General features: G+C 63.7%; 16 protein-coding genes. 15 read left to right on the forward strand and 1 reads right to left on the reverse strand.

All coding sequences use genetic code 11. The annotated features are described in order from the left end of the window. Positions 1–80: 80 nt before the first annotated feature. The 13 genes from ACVNHC_RS01440 (at position 81) to yghX (ending at position 13082) form a co-directional block, all read left to right on the forward strand. Positions 81–1067: an L-threonylcarbamoyladenylate synthase gene (locus ACVNHC_RS01440; protein ID WP_457166246.1), complete on the forward strand. Its 987-nt coding sequence runs from the start codon at positions 81–83 to the stop codon at positions 1065–1067. Between the two features lie 411 nt (positions 1068–1478). Further along, positions 1479–2408 carry a histone deacetylase family protein gene (locus tag ACVNHC_RS01445; RefSeq protein WP_457166247.1) on the forward strand — a complete coding sequence of 310 codons (930 nt, stop codon included), beginning with the start codon at positions 1479–1481 and terminating at the stop codon, positions 2406–2408. A 90-nt stretch (positions 2409–2498) separates the two neighbouring features. Further along, positions 2499–2768 carry an exodeoxyribonuclease VII small subunit gene (locus ACVNHC_RS01450; RefSeq protein WP_019963041.1) on the forward strand — a complete coding sequence of 90 codons (270 nt, stop codon included), beginning with the start codon at positions 2499–2501 and terminating at the stop codon, positions 2766–2768. A gap of 193 nt (positions 2769–2961) precedes the next feature. Next, a complete protein-coding gene (locus tag ACVNHC_RS01455) occupies positions 2962–3987 on the forward strand; it encodes a helix-turn-helix transcriptional regulator (protein WP_162936318.1) in 1026 nt (341 codons plus the stop codon). A 366-nt stretch (positions 3988–4353) separates the two neighbouring features. Further along, a complete protein-coding gene (dxs, locus tag ACVNHC_RS01460) occupies positions 4354–6273 on the forward strand; it encodes a 1-deoxy-D-xylulose-5-phosphate synthase (RefSeq protein WP_094462251.1) in 1920 nt (639 codons plus the stop codon). 77 nt (positions 6274–6350) lie between these two features. Next, a complete protein-coding gene (locus ACVNHC_RS01465) occupies positions 6351–7712 on the forward strand; it encodes an MFS transporter (protein WP_457166248.1) in 1362 nt (453 codons plus the stop codon). 60 nt (positions 7713–7772) lie between these two features. After that, positions 7773–8192, forward strand: a complete 420-nt coding sequence (locus ACVNHC_RS01470) for a hypothetical protein (protein ID WP_123193702.1) — start codon at positions 7773–7775, stop codon at positions 8190–8192. 72 nt (positions 8193–8264) lie between these two features. Further along, the gene (locus ACVNHC_RS01475; protein ID WP_058897760.1) at positions 8265–8765 is read left to right on the forward strand and encodes a copper chaperone PCu(A)C; all 501 of its coding nucleotides are present in this window, start codon (positions 8265–8267) and stop codon (positions 8763–8765) included. An 8-nt stretch (positions 8766–8773) separates the two neighbouring features. Beyond that, complete coding sequence (locus ACVNHC_RS01480) at positions 8774–9388, forward strand: SCO family protein (protein WP_457166249.1); 615 nt, start codon at positions 8774–8776, stop codon at positions 9386–9388. 50 nt (positions 9389–9438) lie between these two features. After that, on the forward strand, positions 9439–9576 hold the full coding sequence (locus ACVNHC_RS01485; protein ID WP_157757070.1) for a hypothetical protein: 138 nt from the start codon (positions 9439–9441) through the stop codon (positions 9574–9576). 33 nt (positions 9577–9609) lie between these two features. Further along, positions 9610–10353 carry a TlyA family RNA methyltransferase gene (locus tag ACVNHC_RS01490; RefSeq protein WP_457166250.1) on the forward strand — a complete coding sequence of 248 codons (744 nt, stop codon included), beginning with the start codon at positions 9610–9612 and terminating at the stop codon, positions 10351–10353. 454 nt (positions 10354–10807) lie between these two features. Further along, positions 10808–12046: a class I SAM-dependent RNA methyltransferase gene (locus ACVNHC_RS01495; RefSeq protein ID WP_457166251.1), complete on the forward strand. Its 1239-nt coding sequence runs from the start codon at positions 10808–10810 to the stop codon at positions 12044–12046. A gap of 148 nt (positions 12047–12194) precedes the next feature. Further along, positions 12195–13082 (forward strand): YghX family hydrolase, encoded by an 888-nt coding sequence (gene yghX / locus ACVNHC_RS01500; protein ID WP_457166486.1) that lies wholly within the window; start codon positions 12195–12197, stop codon positions 13080–13082. Positions 13083–13194: 112 nt separating this feature from the next. Here yghX and ACVNHC_RS01505 read toward each other — a convergent pair whose 3' ends face one another. After that, the gene (locus ACVNHC_RS01505; protein WP_457166252.1) at positions 13195–13908 is read right to left on the reverse strand and encodes a GntR family transcriptional regulator; all 714 of its coding nucleotides are present in this window, start codon (positions 13906–13908) and stop codon (positions 13195–13197) included. A 259-nt stretch (positions 13909–14167) separates the two neighbouring features. Here ACVNHC_RS01505 and ACVNHC_RS01510 point away from each other — a divergent pair, with 259 nt between their 5' ends. Together ACVNHC_RS01510 and ACVNHC_RS01515 are read left to right on the forward strand one after the other, a co-directional pair. After that, on the forward strand, positions 14168–15250 hold the full coding sequence (locus ACVNHC_RS01510) for an ABC transporter ATP-binding protein (protein ID WP_457166253.1): 1083 nt from the start codon (positions 14168–14170) through the stop codon (positions 15248–15250). Positions 15251–15286: 36 nt separating this feature from the next. After that, entirely contained in the window at positions 15287–16576 is a 1290-nt protein-coding gene (locus tag ACVNHC_RS01515) for an ABC transporter substrate-binding protein (RefSeq protein ID WP_457166254.1), read from the forward strand. The last annotated feature ends 25 nt before the right edge of the window (positions 16577–16601 follow it).

A 16601-nucleotide genomic window follows, 5' to 3' on the forward strand; every position in this document is an offset into this window, starting at 1 on the left:
ACGTCAATACGTTACCCAGAGGCAGGCCGCGCCGTTTTCTGTTGGCACAGCGCAGCCGCCCCGGCTTCCGGAGCCCCAGAATGCAGCGCTGGCCCATCGATTTGAAGTCCACCGACTGGATGATGTCCGGCCTGCTTCAGCCGGTGGTGGAGGCGCTGGCCGGGGGCAAGCTGGTGGCCGTGCCGACGGAAACCGTCTACGGCCTCGCCGCCGACGCCACGAACGGGCGCGCCTGTGCCAGCATCTATGAAGCCAAGGGACGGCCGAGCTTCAATCCGCTGATCTCACATGTGGAGAGCCTCAAAGCGGCGGAGCGCCACGGCCTGTTTGATGACAGGGCGAAAGCGCTGGCCGCGGCCTTCTGGCCAGGGCCGCTGACCATGGTGGTGCCGCGCAATCCAGTATCCCCCATCGCCAGCCTGACGACCGCAGGCCTCGACAGCGTCGCGCTGCGCGTGCCTGCCGCACCCGTCATGCGCTGGCTGGCCAGCCGTCTCGGCCGTCCGCTGGCCGCCCCCAGCGCCAATCTCTCGGGCCGCATTTCAACAACAGATGCGGATGCGGTGATTGCGGATCTGGGGGACAAGGTGGCCCATGTCATCGACGCAGGCCCCTGCCCCATCGGCATCGAATCCACCATCGTCAGCCTGACGGGCGAAACTCCGGCGCTGCTGCGGCCCGGCGGCGTTCCGGCGGAAGAGATCGAAGCGGTGCTGGGCTGCCGCCTGATCCGCGCTGCCGCCGATGATCACGCGCCGCAGGCCCCCGGCATGCTGACCTCCCATTACGCCCCCGCCGCCGCCGTGCGGCTTGAGGCGAACAGCATCGCCGCCGGTGAAGCCGCGCTGCTGTTTGGCCCGAATGGATTGCCCGGTGCAGATCAGGCAAGGGCCTGCCTCAACCTCTCCCCCACCGGCGATCTGGTGGAAGCGGCGGCCAATCTCTTCTCCGCCCTGCGCCAGCTGGATGCGAGCGGGGCCGCCGTCATCGCGGTGCAAGCGATCCCCGGCGAAGGACTGGGCGAAGCAATCAACGACAGGCTGCGCCGCGCCGCTGCCCCAAGGTGAGCGCACCTCTGACCGGCCGGGACATCATCCTGCTGAAATTTCCTAGGCTGATCCGCGTAAGCATTTTACCTGCCTGAATATTTCGCCAATATCAAACCCGTTGAACCCCGTTGATGAGCTGGCTTATGCACAGCCTGTCTGACAATTGTTACTGTAATCACCTGCGTGAGGCGGCACAGAATCAGCTACCAATAGTCTTGAGGATAGGAGATGCAGCGGACCTCCCCCGAGCATAGCGATGCTCGCACCTTCAGAAGGACTTGACCTTGTGGCCAAGTCCTTTCTTTTGTCTGCCGCCCCCTCAAGTTCCCTTCTCCTCAGCAATCAGCGCAAGCGTGACCTCACGGATTGACAGGCCGGGATGAAATGCCGCTCACTGGCACCCCTGTTCTTGCGGAGGAGCGCAGATCCTTGTCCACCCTTCTGATTTCCCATCCCTGCTTTCTCGATCACCTGACGCCCATCGGCCATCCGGAGCGGCCGGACCGGCTGCGGGCCATCGACAGGGTATTGGAGCACGAGCGGTTTCAGGCGCTGGAGCGGGAAACGGCAGCAATGGGCACAGTGGAGGCCATCGCCCGGGCCCATCCCATGGCGCATGTGGACCGGCTCTACAAGGCTGCGCCGGAAGAAGGGCTGGTGCGGCTCGATGCGGACACGACGCTTTCCCCCGGCAGCTGGGAGGCGGCCCTGCGCGGCGCAGGCGCGGCCTGTCAGGCAGTCGATGAAGTGGTGACCCGCAAGGTCAGCAATGCCTTCGTGGCATCGCGTCCGCCCGGCCATCACGCGGAACATGAGCGGGCCATGGGCTTCTGCCTGTTCAACAACGCCGCGATTGCCGCCCGCCACGCGCAGGCCGTCCATGGCATTGGCCGCGTCGCCATCGTCGATTTCGACGTGCATCACGGCAATGGCACGCAGGACATTTTCTGGGCCGACCCGTCCGTCATGTATTGCTCCACCCACCAGATGCCGCTTTACCCCGGCTCGGGTGCCGCCAGCGAGCGCGGCGAAGCGGATACGATCGTCAACGTGCCTTTGGCCGCAGGCGATGACGGCGCCATCTTCCGCGAGGCTGTGGAAACCGGCATCCTGCCGCGGCTGGAAGCCTTCCGGCCTGAACTGATCATCATCTCCGCCGGTTTCGATGCCCATGCGCGCGATCCGCTCGGCGGGCTCAATCTGGTGGAAGCCGATTTCGGCTGGATCACCCGCGTGCTGATGGATGTGGCGGACCAGCATGCCGGCGGGCGTGTGGTCTCCCTGCTGGAAGGCGGCTATGACCTTGAAGGGCTGGCCCGCTCCACGGCCGCCCATGTCATGACGCTGATGACAGGGTAGGAAACTTCGGCAAAACAGGATTGTCAGGCTTGACGCCCGGCAGCGTTCCGGCAAGGGTCGCCAGCCTGACCAACCGGCGAGGATGACACCATGGCAAACGGAACGCTTTCCCACGACGAAGCTGCGGCTCTGGCTGCCCTGTCCTTTGAAGAGGCGCTGAGCCAGCTGGAAAGCATCGTCAGGGCTCTGGAACAGGGCAATGTGCCGCTGGAAAAGAGCATCGAGATGTATGAGCGCGGCGACCGCCTGCGTGCCCGTTGCGACCAGCTTCTGAAAGCTGCGGAAGAAAAGGTGGAGAAGATCCAGCTTGGCGCTGACGGCCGCGCCGCAAAGACCGTGCCGCTTGACCCCGAGGCCTGAACGGCCCGTCACAGAGGTTCATAAGCCGATGGAGGCGGACGGGAACAGCCGGACACCCGGGTGCGGCAGGCCTGACGATCCTGTTGCCGCTCTCAACAGGGAGCTTGAGGGGCTTCTGGATGCCATTCTGGAACCCGCCGGCTGGCCACGCATCTGCAACGCACTGAACCAGATACTTGACGCAAGGCTTATCTTGCTGACGTTCGGACCGGACGGACGCCATGATGCACGCTTTTGCGACAGGGCCGTGGCCGAGCCGGTTCTCGTTCATCTGGCCCGCAGCCAGGTGGAAAGCGGCAAGTCCATCATAGCCTATATGCTGCATGATGCGGATCAGCTGACTTTCCATTGCAAGCGCAAGATCAGCAGCCCCGCTCAGAGCCCGGCGCCGGCTTCCCCTGAAGCGCAGGATAACCTGCGTTCTAAAAAGGCGCTGATGTCCCGTATCTATGACAGGAACGGGCAGAAGGCTCTGCTCGCCGCGTTCCGTGAGGCCCCGCAGCCGCCCTTCGGCACGCAGGAGCTTTGTCTCATCGAGTTGCTGTCCAGGCGCCTCAATTTGGCGCTGGACTGTGCTGCCCGCATTGGCGAGGCCCGGCAGCAAGCGGGGCAGATACGGCTGATGCTGCAATCCGGCAGCCACTTGTCCCTTCTGATCGACAGTACGCGGCGAATTGTCACGTCTTGCGGCACCACGCTCGACGAACTTGGCCTGAACGACCTTCTGGAAGTGCGGGCGGGCAGGCTGAACATTCTTGCCAAGGAACTGGAAGAGAAGCTGGATCCGCTGCTCGACCGGCTGACGCCGGGCCTCCTGTTCGGATCCGGCCGCTCGGCAAAGCGGGAAACGGATCTGTCCCGGCCGCAGGAGCTTGTTCTCATCACGCAAAGCGGGACCCCGTGCCGCATCGTGATGACAGTGACCGGGCAGGAGGGACAGGAAGGCGCTTCCCATGTGCTGATCCGCATTCATCTGCCGCGCAATCTGCCCGAAGAAATCGGCACTGCGCTGCAAGCGGTATATGGCCTGTCGAAAAGTGAGGCGCGGCTTGCCTTTTTTCTCGTTGTCAGCGGCTCCCTGACAGACACGCTGGATTCGCTGTCCGTCACGCGCAACACCGCCAAGACCCATCTGCGCAGGATTTATGAAAAGACCGGCACGCGGTCCCAGCTGGAACTGGCTCAGGTGATCTTCAGGCTCGCGAGCCTCTATCCGTAACCTGACCAGTCCCCTCAAATCCCCAGGCGGTTTCCGCTGGATAAGCTCACCACGCCTGACGTAAGGTCATCCATGGCTTAAAAAAAAGGACCGTGCCGAAACACGGTCCAAGTTATCACTGTGCACGTGGCCCCATCGACCACGCGTAACCCTTAGGACATTTCAAACCTTGCTGCATCACCCTTTCGGGTGACAATCAGGGGCTTATGGTACGATTTTTCAGCGCCTGGATTGCCATTCGCTTCACGACTCCCGCTCCGGAACCTGACGGGCCTTGCCGAACGGTTTGCGCCGCCCAGATGGTTGGTGTAAGGCTCGAACCTTGTTTGCGCCGCATCATTGCCGTGTCATGGAGTGACCCAAAGCGTGTCTTCTAAGCCGCATACCCCTTTGCTTGACGGGATCACCGGCATGGACGCCCTGCGCGCCCTGCCCGAGAGCGACCTGCGCCAGCTGGCCGAAGAACTGCGCACGGAAACAATTGATGCGGTTTCCCAAACCGGCGGGCACCTTGGCGCAGGCCTTGGCGTCGTCGAGCTGACGGTGGCGCTGCACTATGTCTTCAACACACCGGATGACCGGCTGATCTGGGACGTGGGTCACCAGTGCTACCCGCACAAGATCCTGACCGGACGGCGCGACCGCATCCGCACCCTGCGCCAACCGGGCGGCCTTTCGGGCTTCACCAAGCGCAGCGAAAGCCCGTTTGATCCCTTCGGCGCGGCCCATTCCTCCACATCCATCTCCGCCGGCCTCGGCATGTCCGTGGCGCGGGATCTGGACGGGCGCAGCAACAATGTCATCGCCGTCATCGGCGACGGGTCGATCTCCGCCGGCATGGCCTATGAGGCCATGAACAATGCCGGGGCGCTCAACTCGCGGCTGATCGTCATCCTCAACGACAACGACATGTCCATCGCCCCGCCGGTGGGCGCCATGTCCGCCTATCTGGCACGGCTCGTTTCGGGCCCGACCTACAAGTCGCTGCGCGATGCGGCCAAGAAGATTGCCCACACCCTGCCGCGCCCGCTGCAGGAAAAGGCGGCGCGGGCCGAGGAATATGCCCGGGGCTTCTGGACCGGCGGCACCCTGTTCGAGGAACTGGGCTTCTATTACGTCGGCCCGGTCGATGGCCACAACATGGACCATCTGCTGCCCGTCCTGAAGAATGTGCGCGACACCCATCAGGGGCCGGTGCTCATTCATGTGGTCACGCAGAAGGGCAAGGGCTACGCCCCGGCAGAAGGCGCCAAGGACAAGTATCACGGCGTCGCGCGCTTCGATGTGATCACCGGCAAGCAGGACAAGCCCAAGGCCAACGCGCCGAGCTACACCAGCGTCTTTGCCCGTGCGCTGGTGGAAGAGGCCGAGCGTGACGAGAAGATCGTCGGCGTCACCGCAGCCATGCCCGACGGCACGGGCCTTGACCTGATGCAGCAGGTGTTCCCCACCCGCGTCTTCGACGTCGGCATTGCCGAACAGCATGCCGTCACGTTTGGTGCGGGCCTTGCCAGCGAAGGCTACAAGCCTTTCGTCGCCATCTATTCCACCTTCCTGCAGCGTGGCTACGATCAGGTCGTGCATGACGTCGCCATCCAGGGCCTGCCCGTGCGCTTCCCCATCGACCGTGCGGGGCTGGTGGGCGCCGATGGCCCCACCCATGCGGGTGCCTTCGACACGGCCTTCCTCGCCTGCCTGCCCGGCTTCGTGGTGATGGCAGCGGCCGACGAAGCCGAGCTGAAGCACATGGTGGCAACCGCTGCAGCCTATGACGAAGGCCCCATCTCCTTCCGCTATCCGCGCGGTGAAGGCCTTGGCATCGAATTGCCGGAGCGCGGGCAGGTGCTGCCGATCGGCAAGGGCATCATCCGCAAGGAAGGCACCAAGGTGGCGCTGCTGTCCTTCGGCACCCGTCTGGCGGAGTGCATGACGGCGGCGCATGAACTGGATGCAGCCGGTCTTTCGACGACCGTGGCCGACGCCCGCTTCGCCAAGCCGCTGGATCTGGACCTGCTGACGCGGCTCGCCCGCGAGCACGAGGTGCTGATCACCGTCGAGGAAGGCTCCGTTGGCGGCTTCGGCAGCCATGTGCTGAGCGCGCTGGCCGAGCTTGGCGCGCTGGACAAAGGCCTCAAGGTGCGCACCATGACCCTGCCCGACCGCTATCAGGACCACGACAAGCCGGACGTGATGTACCGCGACGCAGGCCTCAACGCCGAAGGCATCATGCGCAAGGTCTTCGAGGTGCTGGGCAAGGACGCCGCCGGTCTTGCCCTGCGCGCCTGAGTGCACCGGCACAGCAGAACGAAAATTTTCACAACCACCGGGTAGACTGCTGCCGCGCGTGCGTTGAGGATGACATCATGATCAAGGCTCTGGCCTCCATCTCCGCCCTGCTTGCCTCGGTGGCGCTGCTGCTCGTCGGCCACGGGTTGCAGGGCACGCTGCTGCCGCTTGCCGCCCAGCAGGCGTCCTTCTCCGATCTCGAAATCGGCTTCATGTCGTCGTTCTACTTTGTCGGCATGGTGCTCGGCTGCCTTGGCTCGCCCTACGTGATCATGCGTGCCGGTCATATCCGGGCCTTCGCGGCGCTGGTTTCGCTGATGTCGGCTGCCGTCATCCTGCACCCGGTGCTGATGGACCCGATCTCGTGGAGCCTCATCCGCGCCGTCTCGGGCTTCTGTCTCGCCGGCTTCTACATGATCGTCGAAAGCTGGCTGAACGAGGCCGCCGACAACCGCAACCGCGGCACCATCATGTCGGTCTACATCGTCGTGCTCTATGCAGCGATGATGGCCGGTCAGGTGTCGATCACCGCCACCGGCATCACCAGCTTCCTGCCCTTTGCCGTGGCCTCCGTCATGGTCAGCCTCGCGGTCATCCCGGTGTCGCTGACCAACGCCAACCAGCCCGCGCCGATCACGCTGGTGCGCTTCCGCCCGGTGAAACTCTACATCACCTCGCCCGCCGCCCTTGTCGGCTGCTTCCTTGTCGGCGTCGCCAGCAGCGCCATGTGGACGCTGACGCCGCTCTATGGCTCGCAGATCGGCCTCAGCAATGATCAGGCGGCGTTCTATGCCGCAGCCTTCATCGGCGGCGGCGTAATTGCCCAGTGGCCCTTTGGCCGCCTGTCGGACCGCATCGACCGGCGTTTCGTGCTCGTCGGCCTTGCCATGGCGACATTGACGATGGCCTGCCTCATCGTCGTGTTCAAACCTTCGAATCCGCTCATCGCCACCTTGATGACCATGAGCGTCGGCGCCTTCCTGCAGCCCGCCTATTCCGTCGCCGTCGCCCATGCCTATGATCATGCCGACCCGGCGGAATATGTGGAAACCTCTTCCGGCCTGCTGCTTGCCTATGGCATCGGCTCGATCATAGGCCCCATGTCCGCCTCGCTGCTGATGTATGTCATGGGCTCGGAAGGACTTTACGCCCAGGTGGCCCTGGTGCAGGTGGTGACGATCCTCTTCGTCTCCGGCCGTCTGCTGGCCCGCAAGACCCCCTCGCGCGCCGACAAGACCGACTTCGAATATGCCGCGACCGCGCAGGTCGGCTCGGTCATCGCCCCCGATCCGCTGGACACCACCGATCCGCTCATCATTCCGCCGGAAGAATTCCCGGCCTATGACACACAGGCCTTCGATCCGGCCGAGCCCGGTGTCACGGAGGAAAATGTCCCCGGCGCCGGACAGGACACGGAAAAGACGGATGGCACCGCGTGAGGGGCAAGGTGCGGCAAATTTGCGCTCGCACACTGCACAGGAAATAGTCATAGTGCGCCCATGAAGACGCCTTCGAGCCTGTTTGCAATCCTGCGCACGGAACGCACGCCATTCGCACTGATGGCGGTGATTGCCCTTGTCTTCAGGCTCTTCCTTCTGGCTTCGCCTGCCCATGCGGCGGCGCTGGCCGGGGATGTGGACTTCGGCAGCATCTGTCTCGGCATGAGCCAGAGTGTCGAAGCTACCCTGCCCGGCGATACACCTGCTGAAGCACCCAGGGCGCCGCATGATCCGGCAGCCTGCGTCTGTGCCACGGGTTGCCACATTGCCATCACCGGCCCGCTGTTTGCCGCGCCCTTGAGCGATTCAAGCCTGCGCATTCCGGAAGCGGCGGTCCTGCCGCTGCTGCAAAACCAATCCCTTCCCGTCACCGAAGCCTTGCTGACCGGCAAGGCCATCAGGGCACCGCCTGCGATCTGACATCCCGCACGCGTTCACCCCTGATGATCTGCGGCATGCCTGATGCTGCCGCCCTACATGACTGGAAGACACATGACCATTCTGAAGACCCTTGCCGGTGCTGCCGCTGCCCTTGCCCTGCTTGCCTCCTCCGCCATGGCGCATGAGTACAAGCTCGGCGATCTCGTCATCAACCATCCCTGGACCCGTGCCACCCCGCCGAATGCTCCGGCAGCCGGCGGCTTCCTGAAGGTGCACAACGGCGGTGCAGCCGATGACAAGCTGATTTCCGCAACGTCCCCGGCAGCCGGCCGCGTCGAGTTGCATGAAATGGCGGTTGTCGACAGCATCATGAAGATGCGGGAAGTCGAAGGCGGCATCGCGCTGCCGGCCGGTCAGGACACCGAGCTGAAGCCGGGCGGCCTCCACATCATGCTCATGGAGCTGAAGGGACCGCTGGTGGAAGGCGAAAGCATTCCCATGACCCTGACCTTTGAAAAGGCAGGCCCCATCGACGTGACGCTGAAAGTCGAAAAGATGGGCGCAAAGGGCAATGACCACGGCAGCCACAACGGGGCAGCCCACAGCCACTGAGAGGGAACATGTCTTCTCTGAAATTCATCCGCTACGGCGCTTGGGCGGCAGTTGCCGCCCTCGCCATCGGCGCAGGATATGTCACCGTCTCGCAGATGCAGAACGGCGGCGGGGCGCAGGTTGCGTCCGTTGCCAGCATCGGCGGCCCCTTCACGCTTGTGCGCGGCGACGGCACCACGGTGACCGACAAGGATTTTGCCGGCAAGCCGCTGGCCATCTTCTTCGGCTTCACCTTCTGTCCGGATGTCTGCCCCACCACCCTGTCGGACCTGCAGGGCTGGATCGAGCAGCTCGGGCCGGACGCGGACAAGATGAGCTATGCCTTCGTGTCGGTTGATCCGGAGCGCGACACCCCGCAGGTGATCGGCGACTATGTGGCGGCCTTCGACCCGCGCATCACGCCGCTGACCGGCTCGCGCGAGCAGATCGACGAGGTGATCAAGGCCTACCGCGTCTATGCCAAGAAAGTTCCGCTGGACGGCGGCGGCTATACGATGGATCATTCGGCGATGATCTACCTCATGGATGGCAGCAACCGCTTCGTCGGCACCATCGCCTATGAGGAAGATCCGGCAACTGCCCTGCAGAAGCTGAAGAACCTGATCGCCCGCAACGGCGCCTGACAGCTGGCCCCTGCAGAGGCAGGGGAGTCAGGACAACGGGAGACTTGGACGTGGTATCCGGACGCTGGATCGCGGCAGGCGGACTGACGGGCGGAGCGCTGATTGCGCTGGCCGGTTTCGGCTGGCTGCGCTATGGCGAGCAGCTCTATTTCGATGTTCTGGTGGCCGGCCTCGCCGGCTGCCTCTGAGCACCGGTATCACCCCTCCGGAACCCCGCCCGCATGTCCAGCCGCCAGCGCCTTGACCAGTGCCTTGCCGACCTCGGCCTTGCCCCCAGCCGCGCCCGCGCCCGCGATGCCATTCTGCGCGGCACGGTCAGTGTCGATGGCGTGGTCATCACCAAGCCGGGGCAGCTTGTGTCTTCCACCCAGAAGATCACGCTGGCCGACCCTGCACAGAACTACGTCTCCCGCGCCGCGCTGAAGCTACTGGCAGCGCTGGAGGCCTTTCCCGTTGATCCTGCCGGCAAGACCTGTCTGGATGTCGGCGCGTCCACCGGCGGCTTCACGCAGGTGCTGCTGGAGCGTGGTGCCGCCCGTGTCCACGCCATCGATGTAGGCCACGGCCAACTGCATGAGCGCATTGCTTCCAACTCGAAGGTCAACCGCCGTGACGGGCTCAACGCCCGTGACCTGACGCTGGCAGACCTTGAGGGCGAAGCGCCGCAGCTGATCGTCTCTGACGTCAGCTTCATTTCCCTGAAACTCGCCCTGCCTTCGGCGCTGGAGCTTGCAGCACCCGGCGCCGAAGCCATTCTTCTGGTCAAGCCGCAGTTCGAGGTGGGCCGTCAGGGCATCGGCAAGGGCGGTCTGGTGCAGCCGGATCTGGTGGGCCCTTGCGCCGAAGATCTGCGCCTCTGGCTCGATGCCCTGCCCGGCTGGAAGTCTCACGGCCTCATCCCCTCCCCCGTCACCGGCGGCGACGGCAACCGCGAGTTTCTGCTCTATGGCCGCAAGGACGGCTGAGGATAAGCATTAGGCCGCCGTCCTTCTCTCACCGTTGGTAAAGCACAGCGCAATCGAAGCACTTCATACCTTAGAAAAAGGCAGCAGTTTGGTAACTTCGGCACGGTGTTTCAGCCCCCCTCCCCCTGGTGGGGAGGGGGTAGGGGTGGGGGGAACGCCTCTCCGTCCGGCAGAGAAAACCAATTGATCCCGAGTTGCAGTTCGTGATGACTGCCAATTTAGAAAAATATCTATCTTTCAGTAAGTTGCGGGCTCAGAGCCCCCCACCCCTTACCCCTCCCCACCAGGGGGAGGGGGGCGGCAAAAGTCCCGCCAGGAAACAAATGCATCACTACGGCTATACGTCTTTAATTGATTGAAGAATTCGGCTGCGCAAGAAGAAGGGCTTCTGTCACAATATCTCCCCCGCAATTCCGCGCTTGCGGTTGGTGGCGGGGCGGGGTATCGCACGGCGATGACGGACGCGACAATCGACATCACCATCACCGCCCTCGGCCACCTGGGCGACGGGCTGGCTTCTGGCCCGAGAGGCTCCCTTTTCGTTCCCGGCGGACTGCCGGGCGATGTGCTGCGCGTGAAGGCGCAAGGGGACCGGGCTTCCATCCTCGAAATCCTCACCCGCAGCCCGGCTCGCGTGGAGCCCACCTGCCGCCATTTCGAGGCCTGCGGCGGCTGCTCGCTGCAGCATATGGCCGAGCCCGAATACCTCGCCTTCAAGCGGGATCAGGTGGTGCGCGCGCTGGAAGACCGGGGCATCGAGGTGCCGGTGGATGAGGTCATCCCAAGTGCGCCGGGCTCCCGCCGCCGCGCCGTGCTGACGGCCGTGCGCGCTGGCCACAAGCTGCTGCTCGGCTATCACGAGCGCGCCAGCAACCGGCTGGTGGACATCACCGAATGCCCCGTTCTTGATCCGAAGATCGTGGCCGCCGTCCCGGGCCTCAAGCGCCTTGCCGAAGTGCTGATGCCGCGCAAGGGCGAACTGCGGCTTACCGTTCTGGCAACACAGGCGGGGCTTGATGTGGCGCTGGCCAATGTGGCGCCCGGCATCGAGAAGAAGCTGGTGCAGCTCTCCGGCCTGACGGCGAATCTCGGTCTTGCCCGCCTTTCCGTCGATGGCGAGATCATTCTGGAAGCCCGTGCCCCGGCCCTGCCGATGGGCAAGGTGGCAGCCGTTCCGGCGCCGGGCGGCTTCACCCAGGCCACTGCCGAGGCCGAAGCTCATCTGGCCACTCTGGTTCTGGCAGCCCTTGGCAAGTCGAAGAAGGCGGCCGACCTTTTCGCGGGCATCGGCACCTTCACCTTCCGCATGGCCGAAACCATGTCCGTGCATGCGGTGGAAGGCGAGGCCGCAGCCGTGGCCGCTCTCGACTGGGCCTCGCGCCAGCCGGCAGGCCTCAGGCAGATCACCTTCGAGCGGCGCGACCTGTTCCGCCGCCCGCTGATGGCGGCAGAGCTGGCAGGCTTTGATGCCGTCACCTTTGACCCGCCGCGCACAGGCGCGCAAGCTCAGGCCGAGCAGCTGGCCCTTTCCAAGGTGAAGCGCATTGCTGCCGTCTCCTGCAATCCGGCCACCCTCGCCCGCGATCTGCGCATCCTGATCGACGGCGGCTTCAAGGTCACCCGCGTTACGCCGGTGGATCAGTTCCTCTACTCCCCGCATGTGGAAGTGGTGGCGGCGCTGGAACGGGCGTAACGGCAAGACAGGACGTTCACGTTTGCGTGCTTGAGGCTGATCAGCCTCGAACTGGCATAAAGGCGCATTAGTGTACCAGCTGGCGAATGGCACCGCCCGGGGGCGGGCCATCATCGACAGGGAGCACATCATGAACGACATGACGCCCATGCAGCGCAAGACCGCACGGGATTTCCCGCAGGAACTGCTCGACCTTTACGACTTCTATGCCCACGGCAAGATCACCAAGCGCGACTTCCTGGAAAAGGCCGCCAAGTTTACGGTCGCGGGCATTACGGCCGCCATGCTGCTGGATCAGCTGGCTCCCAACTATGCCCTCGCCCAGCAGGTGGCGCCCGATGATGCCGGGATCGTGGCGGAACGCATCACCTATGCCTCCCCCAATGGCAACGGCGAGGTGAACGGTTATCTGGTGAAGCCCGCAGGAGCCGCTGCAAAGCTGCCGGCCGTGCTGGTGATCCACGAGAACCGGGGTCTCAACCCCTATATCGAGGATGTGGCACGGCGGCTCGCCAAGGCCGGTTTCATGGCGCTGGCGCCGGATGGACTCACCTCCGTTGGCGGCTATCCGGGCAATGACGACAAGGGCCGCGAGCTGCAGCAGACGGTTGATCCGGAAAAGCTGATGAATGACTTCTTCGCCGGTTTCGAGCATCTGCTCGCCCGCGAGGACGGCACCGGCAAGGTGGGAGCCGTCGGCTTCTGCTACGGCGGCGGCGTGGTCAATGCCATTGCCGTTGCCTATCCGGAGCTTGCGGCGGGCGTGCCATTCTATGGCCGCCAGGCGCCGCTGGACGGCGTTCCGGCCATTCAGGCACCGCTGCTGCTGCAATATGCGGAGCTGGATGAGCGCATCAACGCAGGCTGGCCCGCTTATGAGGAAGCGCTGAAGGCCAATGGCAAGACCTACACGGCCTATATCTATCCCGGTGTGAACCACGGTTTCCACAACGATACCACGCCGCGCTACGACGAGGCCGCCGCAAAGCTCGCCGAAGAGCGCACCATCGCCTTCTTCAAGCAACATCTGGGATAGGCGCGGAACCTGGAGCACTTTCGTTGAAAAACGGGCCGCCGAGAGTGCTCTATTTCTTTGTTTTCACGCAATTCCGGACGCAAAACCGGTTCCCACTTTTGCTGGAATTGCACTAAAGCTGCAGGGCCTCCCGCAGCGCCAGACCGGAGCGGGTGTCGAGGTCCAGATCCATTTCGATGTGATCGATGTGATGGACGATCAGGGCCTCGGCGCCTTTCGCATCCCCAGCTTCAAGTGCATCGACAATCTGGCGGTGCTCGTCCAGGCCGCAACTGGACGAGCCTGTCCGTCCGTAAAGCGCAATCACCAGCGAGGACCGGGCGATCAGTTCCTCGATAAAGCGCTGCAGGATCTGGTTGCCGCCGATGGCGGCCAGCAGCAGGTGAAATTCACCTGAAGCCTTGATCTCGGCGCGGCGCGCGTTCGGCCCGCGCGCATTCATGTGGCCCTGCTCTTCGATCAGATGCTCGCGCAGGCGGGCAAAGTCGGCGGGCGTGGCGTTCTCGATCACGGAAGCCACAATCCCCGGTTCGACGAGCCGCCGCGCAGTGAAAAGCTGCCGGGCTTCCGCAGGCGTCGGATTTGCCACGAAGGCCCCACGGTTGCGCTCGAACCGCACCAGCCCCTCAAACGACAGCATCTGCAAGGCGGCGCGGGCGACGGTGCGGCTCACATCGAACAGCGCACCGACTTCGCTTTCGGTGAGCTTGGCGCCGGGCGCCAGGCGGCGGTCAACGATGGCATCGCGCAAATGATCGCGGATGGCCTGGGTGCGGTCATCCCCGGCCTGCGGCCCGTCCTGTGATGTCGAATCGATGGTGCCCATGGCTCCCCTGTTCTGCCCACCATTTCTTACTCCGAAACGCGCAGGATGAAATCCCTTCTTGCATACATCTTCCGGAAAATATTGCATACAATTTATTCAGTTCATTGAACGCAATCGGGTATTTTTTAAGCAGCGCGTGGGCCGGGCATCGGCACAAATCACAGGCTCAACCAGTATTCCTTTTCAAAACAACAGGTTAGGCAGCCAACCGCAAACTGGCACGAATGATGCGAAGCGATGGTCCAGCAAGGAACGCCGCATGAGCAAAGCAGCCACCATCGAAATCGCCTCCGTTTCCAAGGTCTATGGCACGGCTACGGCCGTCCGCTCGATCAGTCTCAAGATTCCGGCCGGAAGCTACTGCTGCCTGCTGGGGCCGTCCGGCTGCGGCAAGTCGACGACCTTGCGCATGATTGCCGGCCATGAGGCCATTTCGTCGGGCGATATCCTGCTTGGGAACACGATGATCAACGATCTGCCGCCCGCAAAGCGCGGCACGGCGATGATGTTCCAGTCCTATGCGCTGTTTCCTCACCTCGACGTCACCGACAACGTTGCCTTCAGCCTGAAGATGAAGGGCGTGGCCAAGCCCGAACGCCGGGCCAAGGCGCTGGAAATGCTCCGTCTGGTGCAGATGGAGCCCTATGCGGAGCGCCGCCCGGCGCAGCTTTCGGGCGGGCAGCAGCAGCGCGTTGCCCTCGCCCGCGCCCTGATCACCGATCCGGAAGTGCTGCTGCTGGATGAGCCGCTGTCGGCACTGGACCCGTTTCTGAAGATCAAGGTCCGCGCCGAACTCAAGCGTCTGCAGCACCAGCTCGGCATCACCTTCGTTCACGTCACCCACAGCCAGGAAGAGGCGATGGCTCTGGCTGATCTGATCGTGGTCATGAACGATGGCCGGATCGAACAGGCCGCAAGCCCCCGCACCATCTTCGAGCGTCCGGCGACGGCCTTCGTTGCCCGCTTCATGGGCGACCACAATGTCATCACGGGGCGCGTTGCCAGCACCACCGGGGACAGCGTCCTCATCGAGACGTCCGGCGGCGGCAGTTTCGCAGCATCCGGGCGCGCCGCGGAAACCGGCGGCATAGCCGATATCGCCGTGCGCACCCACAAGGTCAGGCTGGCGCAACCGGCAAGTCCGGGCCTCGGCTTCACCGGCATCATCACCAACATCGAATATCTGGGCCCGACCGTGAAGCTGACGGCGGAGGGGCCAGGTGTGGAAGAGTTCACTGCAATCGTCAGCGACGGCGCTTTCTACACGAATCCCGTCAAGCGCGGCGAGGCCGTTCCATTCGCGTGGGATGCCGAAGACGCCATCGTTCTTGGCCGGATTTGACCAGATCTCGCAGCATCAAAAACAAGGGGACATGCCATGACAGACCAGACCAGCAGCAAGACTGATATTTCCCGGCGTTCGCTTCTCAAGGCCGGGGCTGCGGCCGCCGGTCTTGCCGCCGGTTCGGGTGCCATCACCGGCTTCCCGACCATCTGGGCGCAGAACCCGATCACCCTGCGCCAGTTCGGCACCGGCGTTTCCAACCTCAATGCCATCGCCGAAAAATGCAAGGAAGACCTCGGCATCACGCTGGAGATGACGGCGAGCGATTCCGATGCTGCCGCCCAGCGCGCCGTCACCCAGCCGGACAGCTACGATATTGCCGACATCGAATACTGGATCCTGAAGAAGGTGTTCCCGTCCGGCGTCATCCAGCCGATGGATACCTCGCGCCTCACCTATTACGACAAGATCGTGCCGCTGTTCAAAACCGGCAAGCTGCTGCCGGACAGCGTGATTGCGCAAGGCACGGCGCCCCACACGGTGGGCTTCGTCGAAGGGCCGGACAGCCGCACCTTTGCCACGGGCGAAACCGGCTGGTTCACCATGGTCCCGACCATCTACAACGCCGACACCCTGGGCATCCGCCCGGATCTGGTGGGCCGCGAAATCACGACCTGGGCCGATATCATGGACCCGGCCTTCCGCGGCAAGACCTCGATCCTCAACATCCCCTCCATCGGCATCATGGACGCGGCGATGATCATGGAGGCGATGGGCAACATCACCTATGCCGACAAGGGCAACATGACGGTGCAGGAAATCGATGCCACCATCGACTTCCTCATCGAAGCCAAGCGCAACGGCCAGTTCCGCGCCTTCTGGAAAAGCTTCGACGAGAGCGTCAACCTGATGGCATCGGGCGAAGTGATCATCCAGTCCATGTGGTCACCCGCCGTCGCCGCCGTCCGTTCGCGCGGCATTGCCTGCAAATACCAGCCCCTCAAGGAAGGCTACCGCTCCTGGGGCGGCGGTCTTGGCCTGGCCGCCCACCTGTCGGGCGCCAAGCTCGACGCGGCCTATGAGTACATCAACTGGTACACCTCCGGCTGGGTCGGCGGCTATCTCAACCGCCAGGGCTATTACTCGGCCTGCATGGAAACGGCCAAGGACTACATGTCGGCGGATGAATGGGGCTACTGGATCGAGGGCAAGCCTGCGCAGGGCGACATTCTTGCCCCCGATGGCACGGTCATGGAAACGGCCGGCGCCGTGCGTGACGGCGGCTCCTTCGAAGAGCGCATGGGCAAGGTTGCCTGCTGGAACTCGGTCATGGACGAAGACCGCTACATGGTCCGCCGCTGGAACGAGTTCATCGCCTCCTGATCATCGCATCCCCCTCCTCCCTGCT

The organism is Pannonibacter sp. Q-1, from assembly GCF_054073275.1.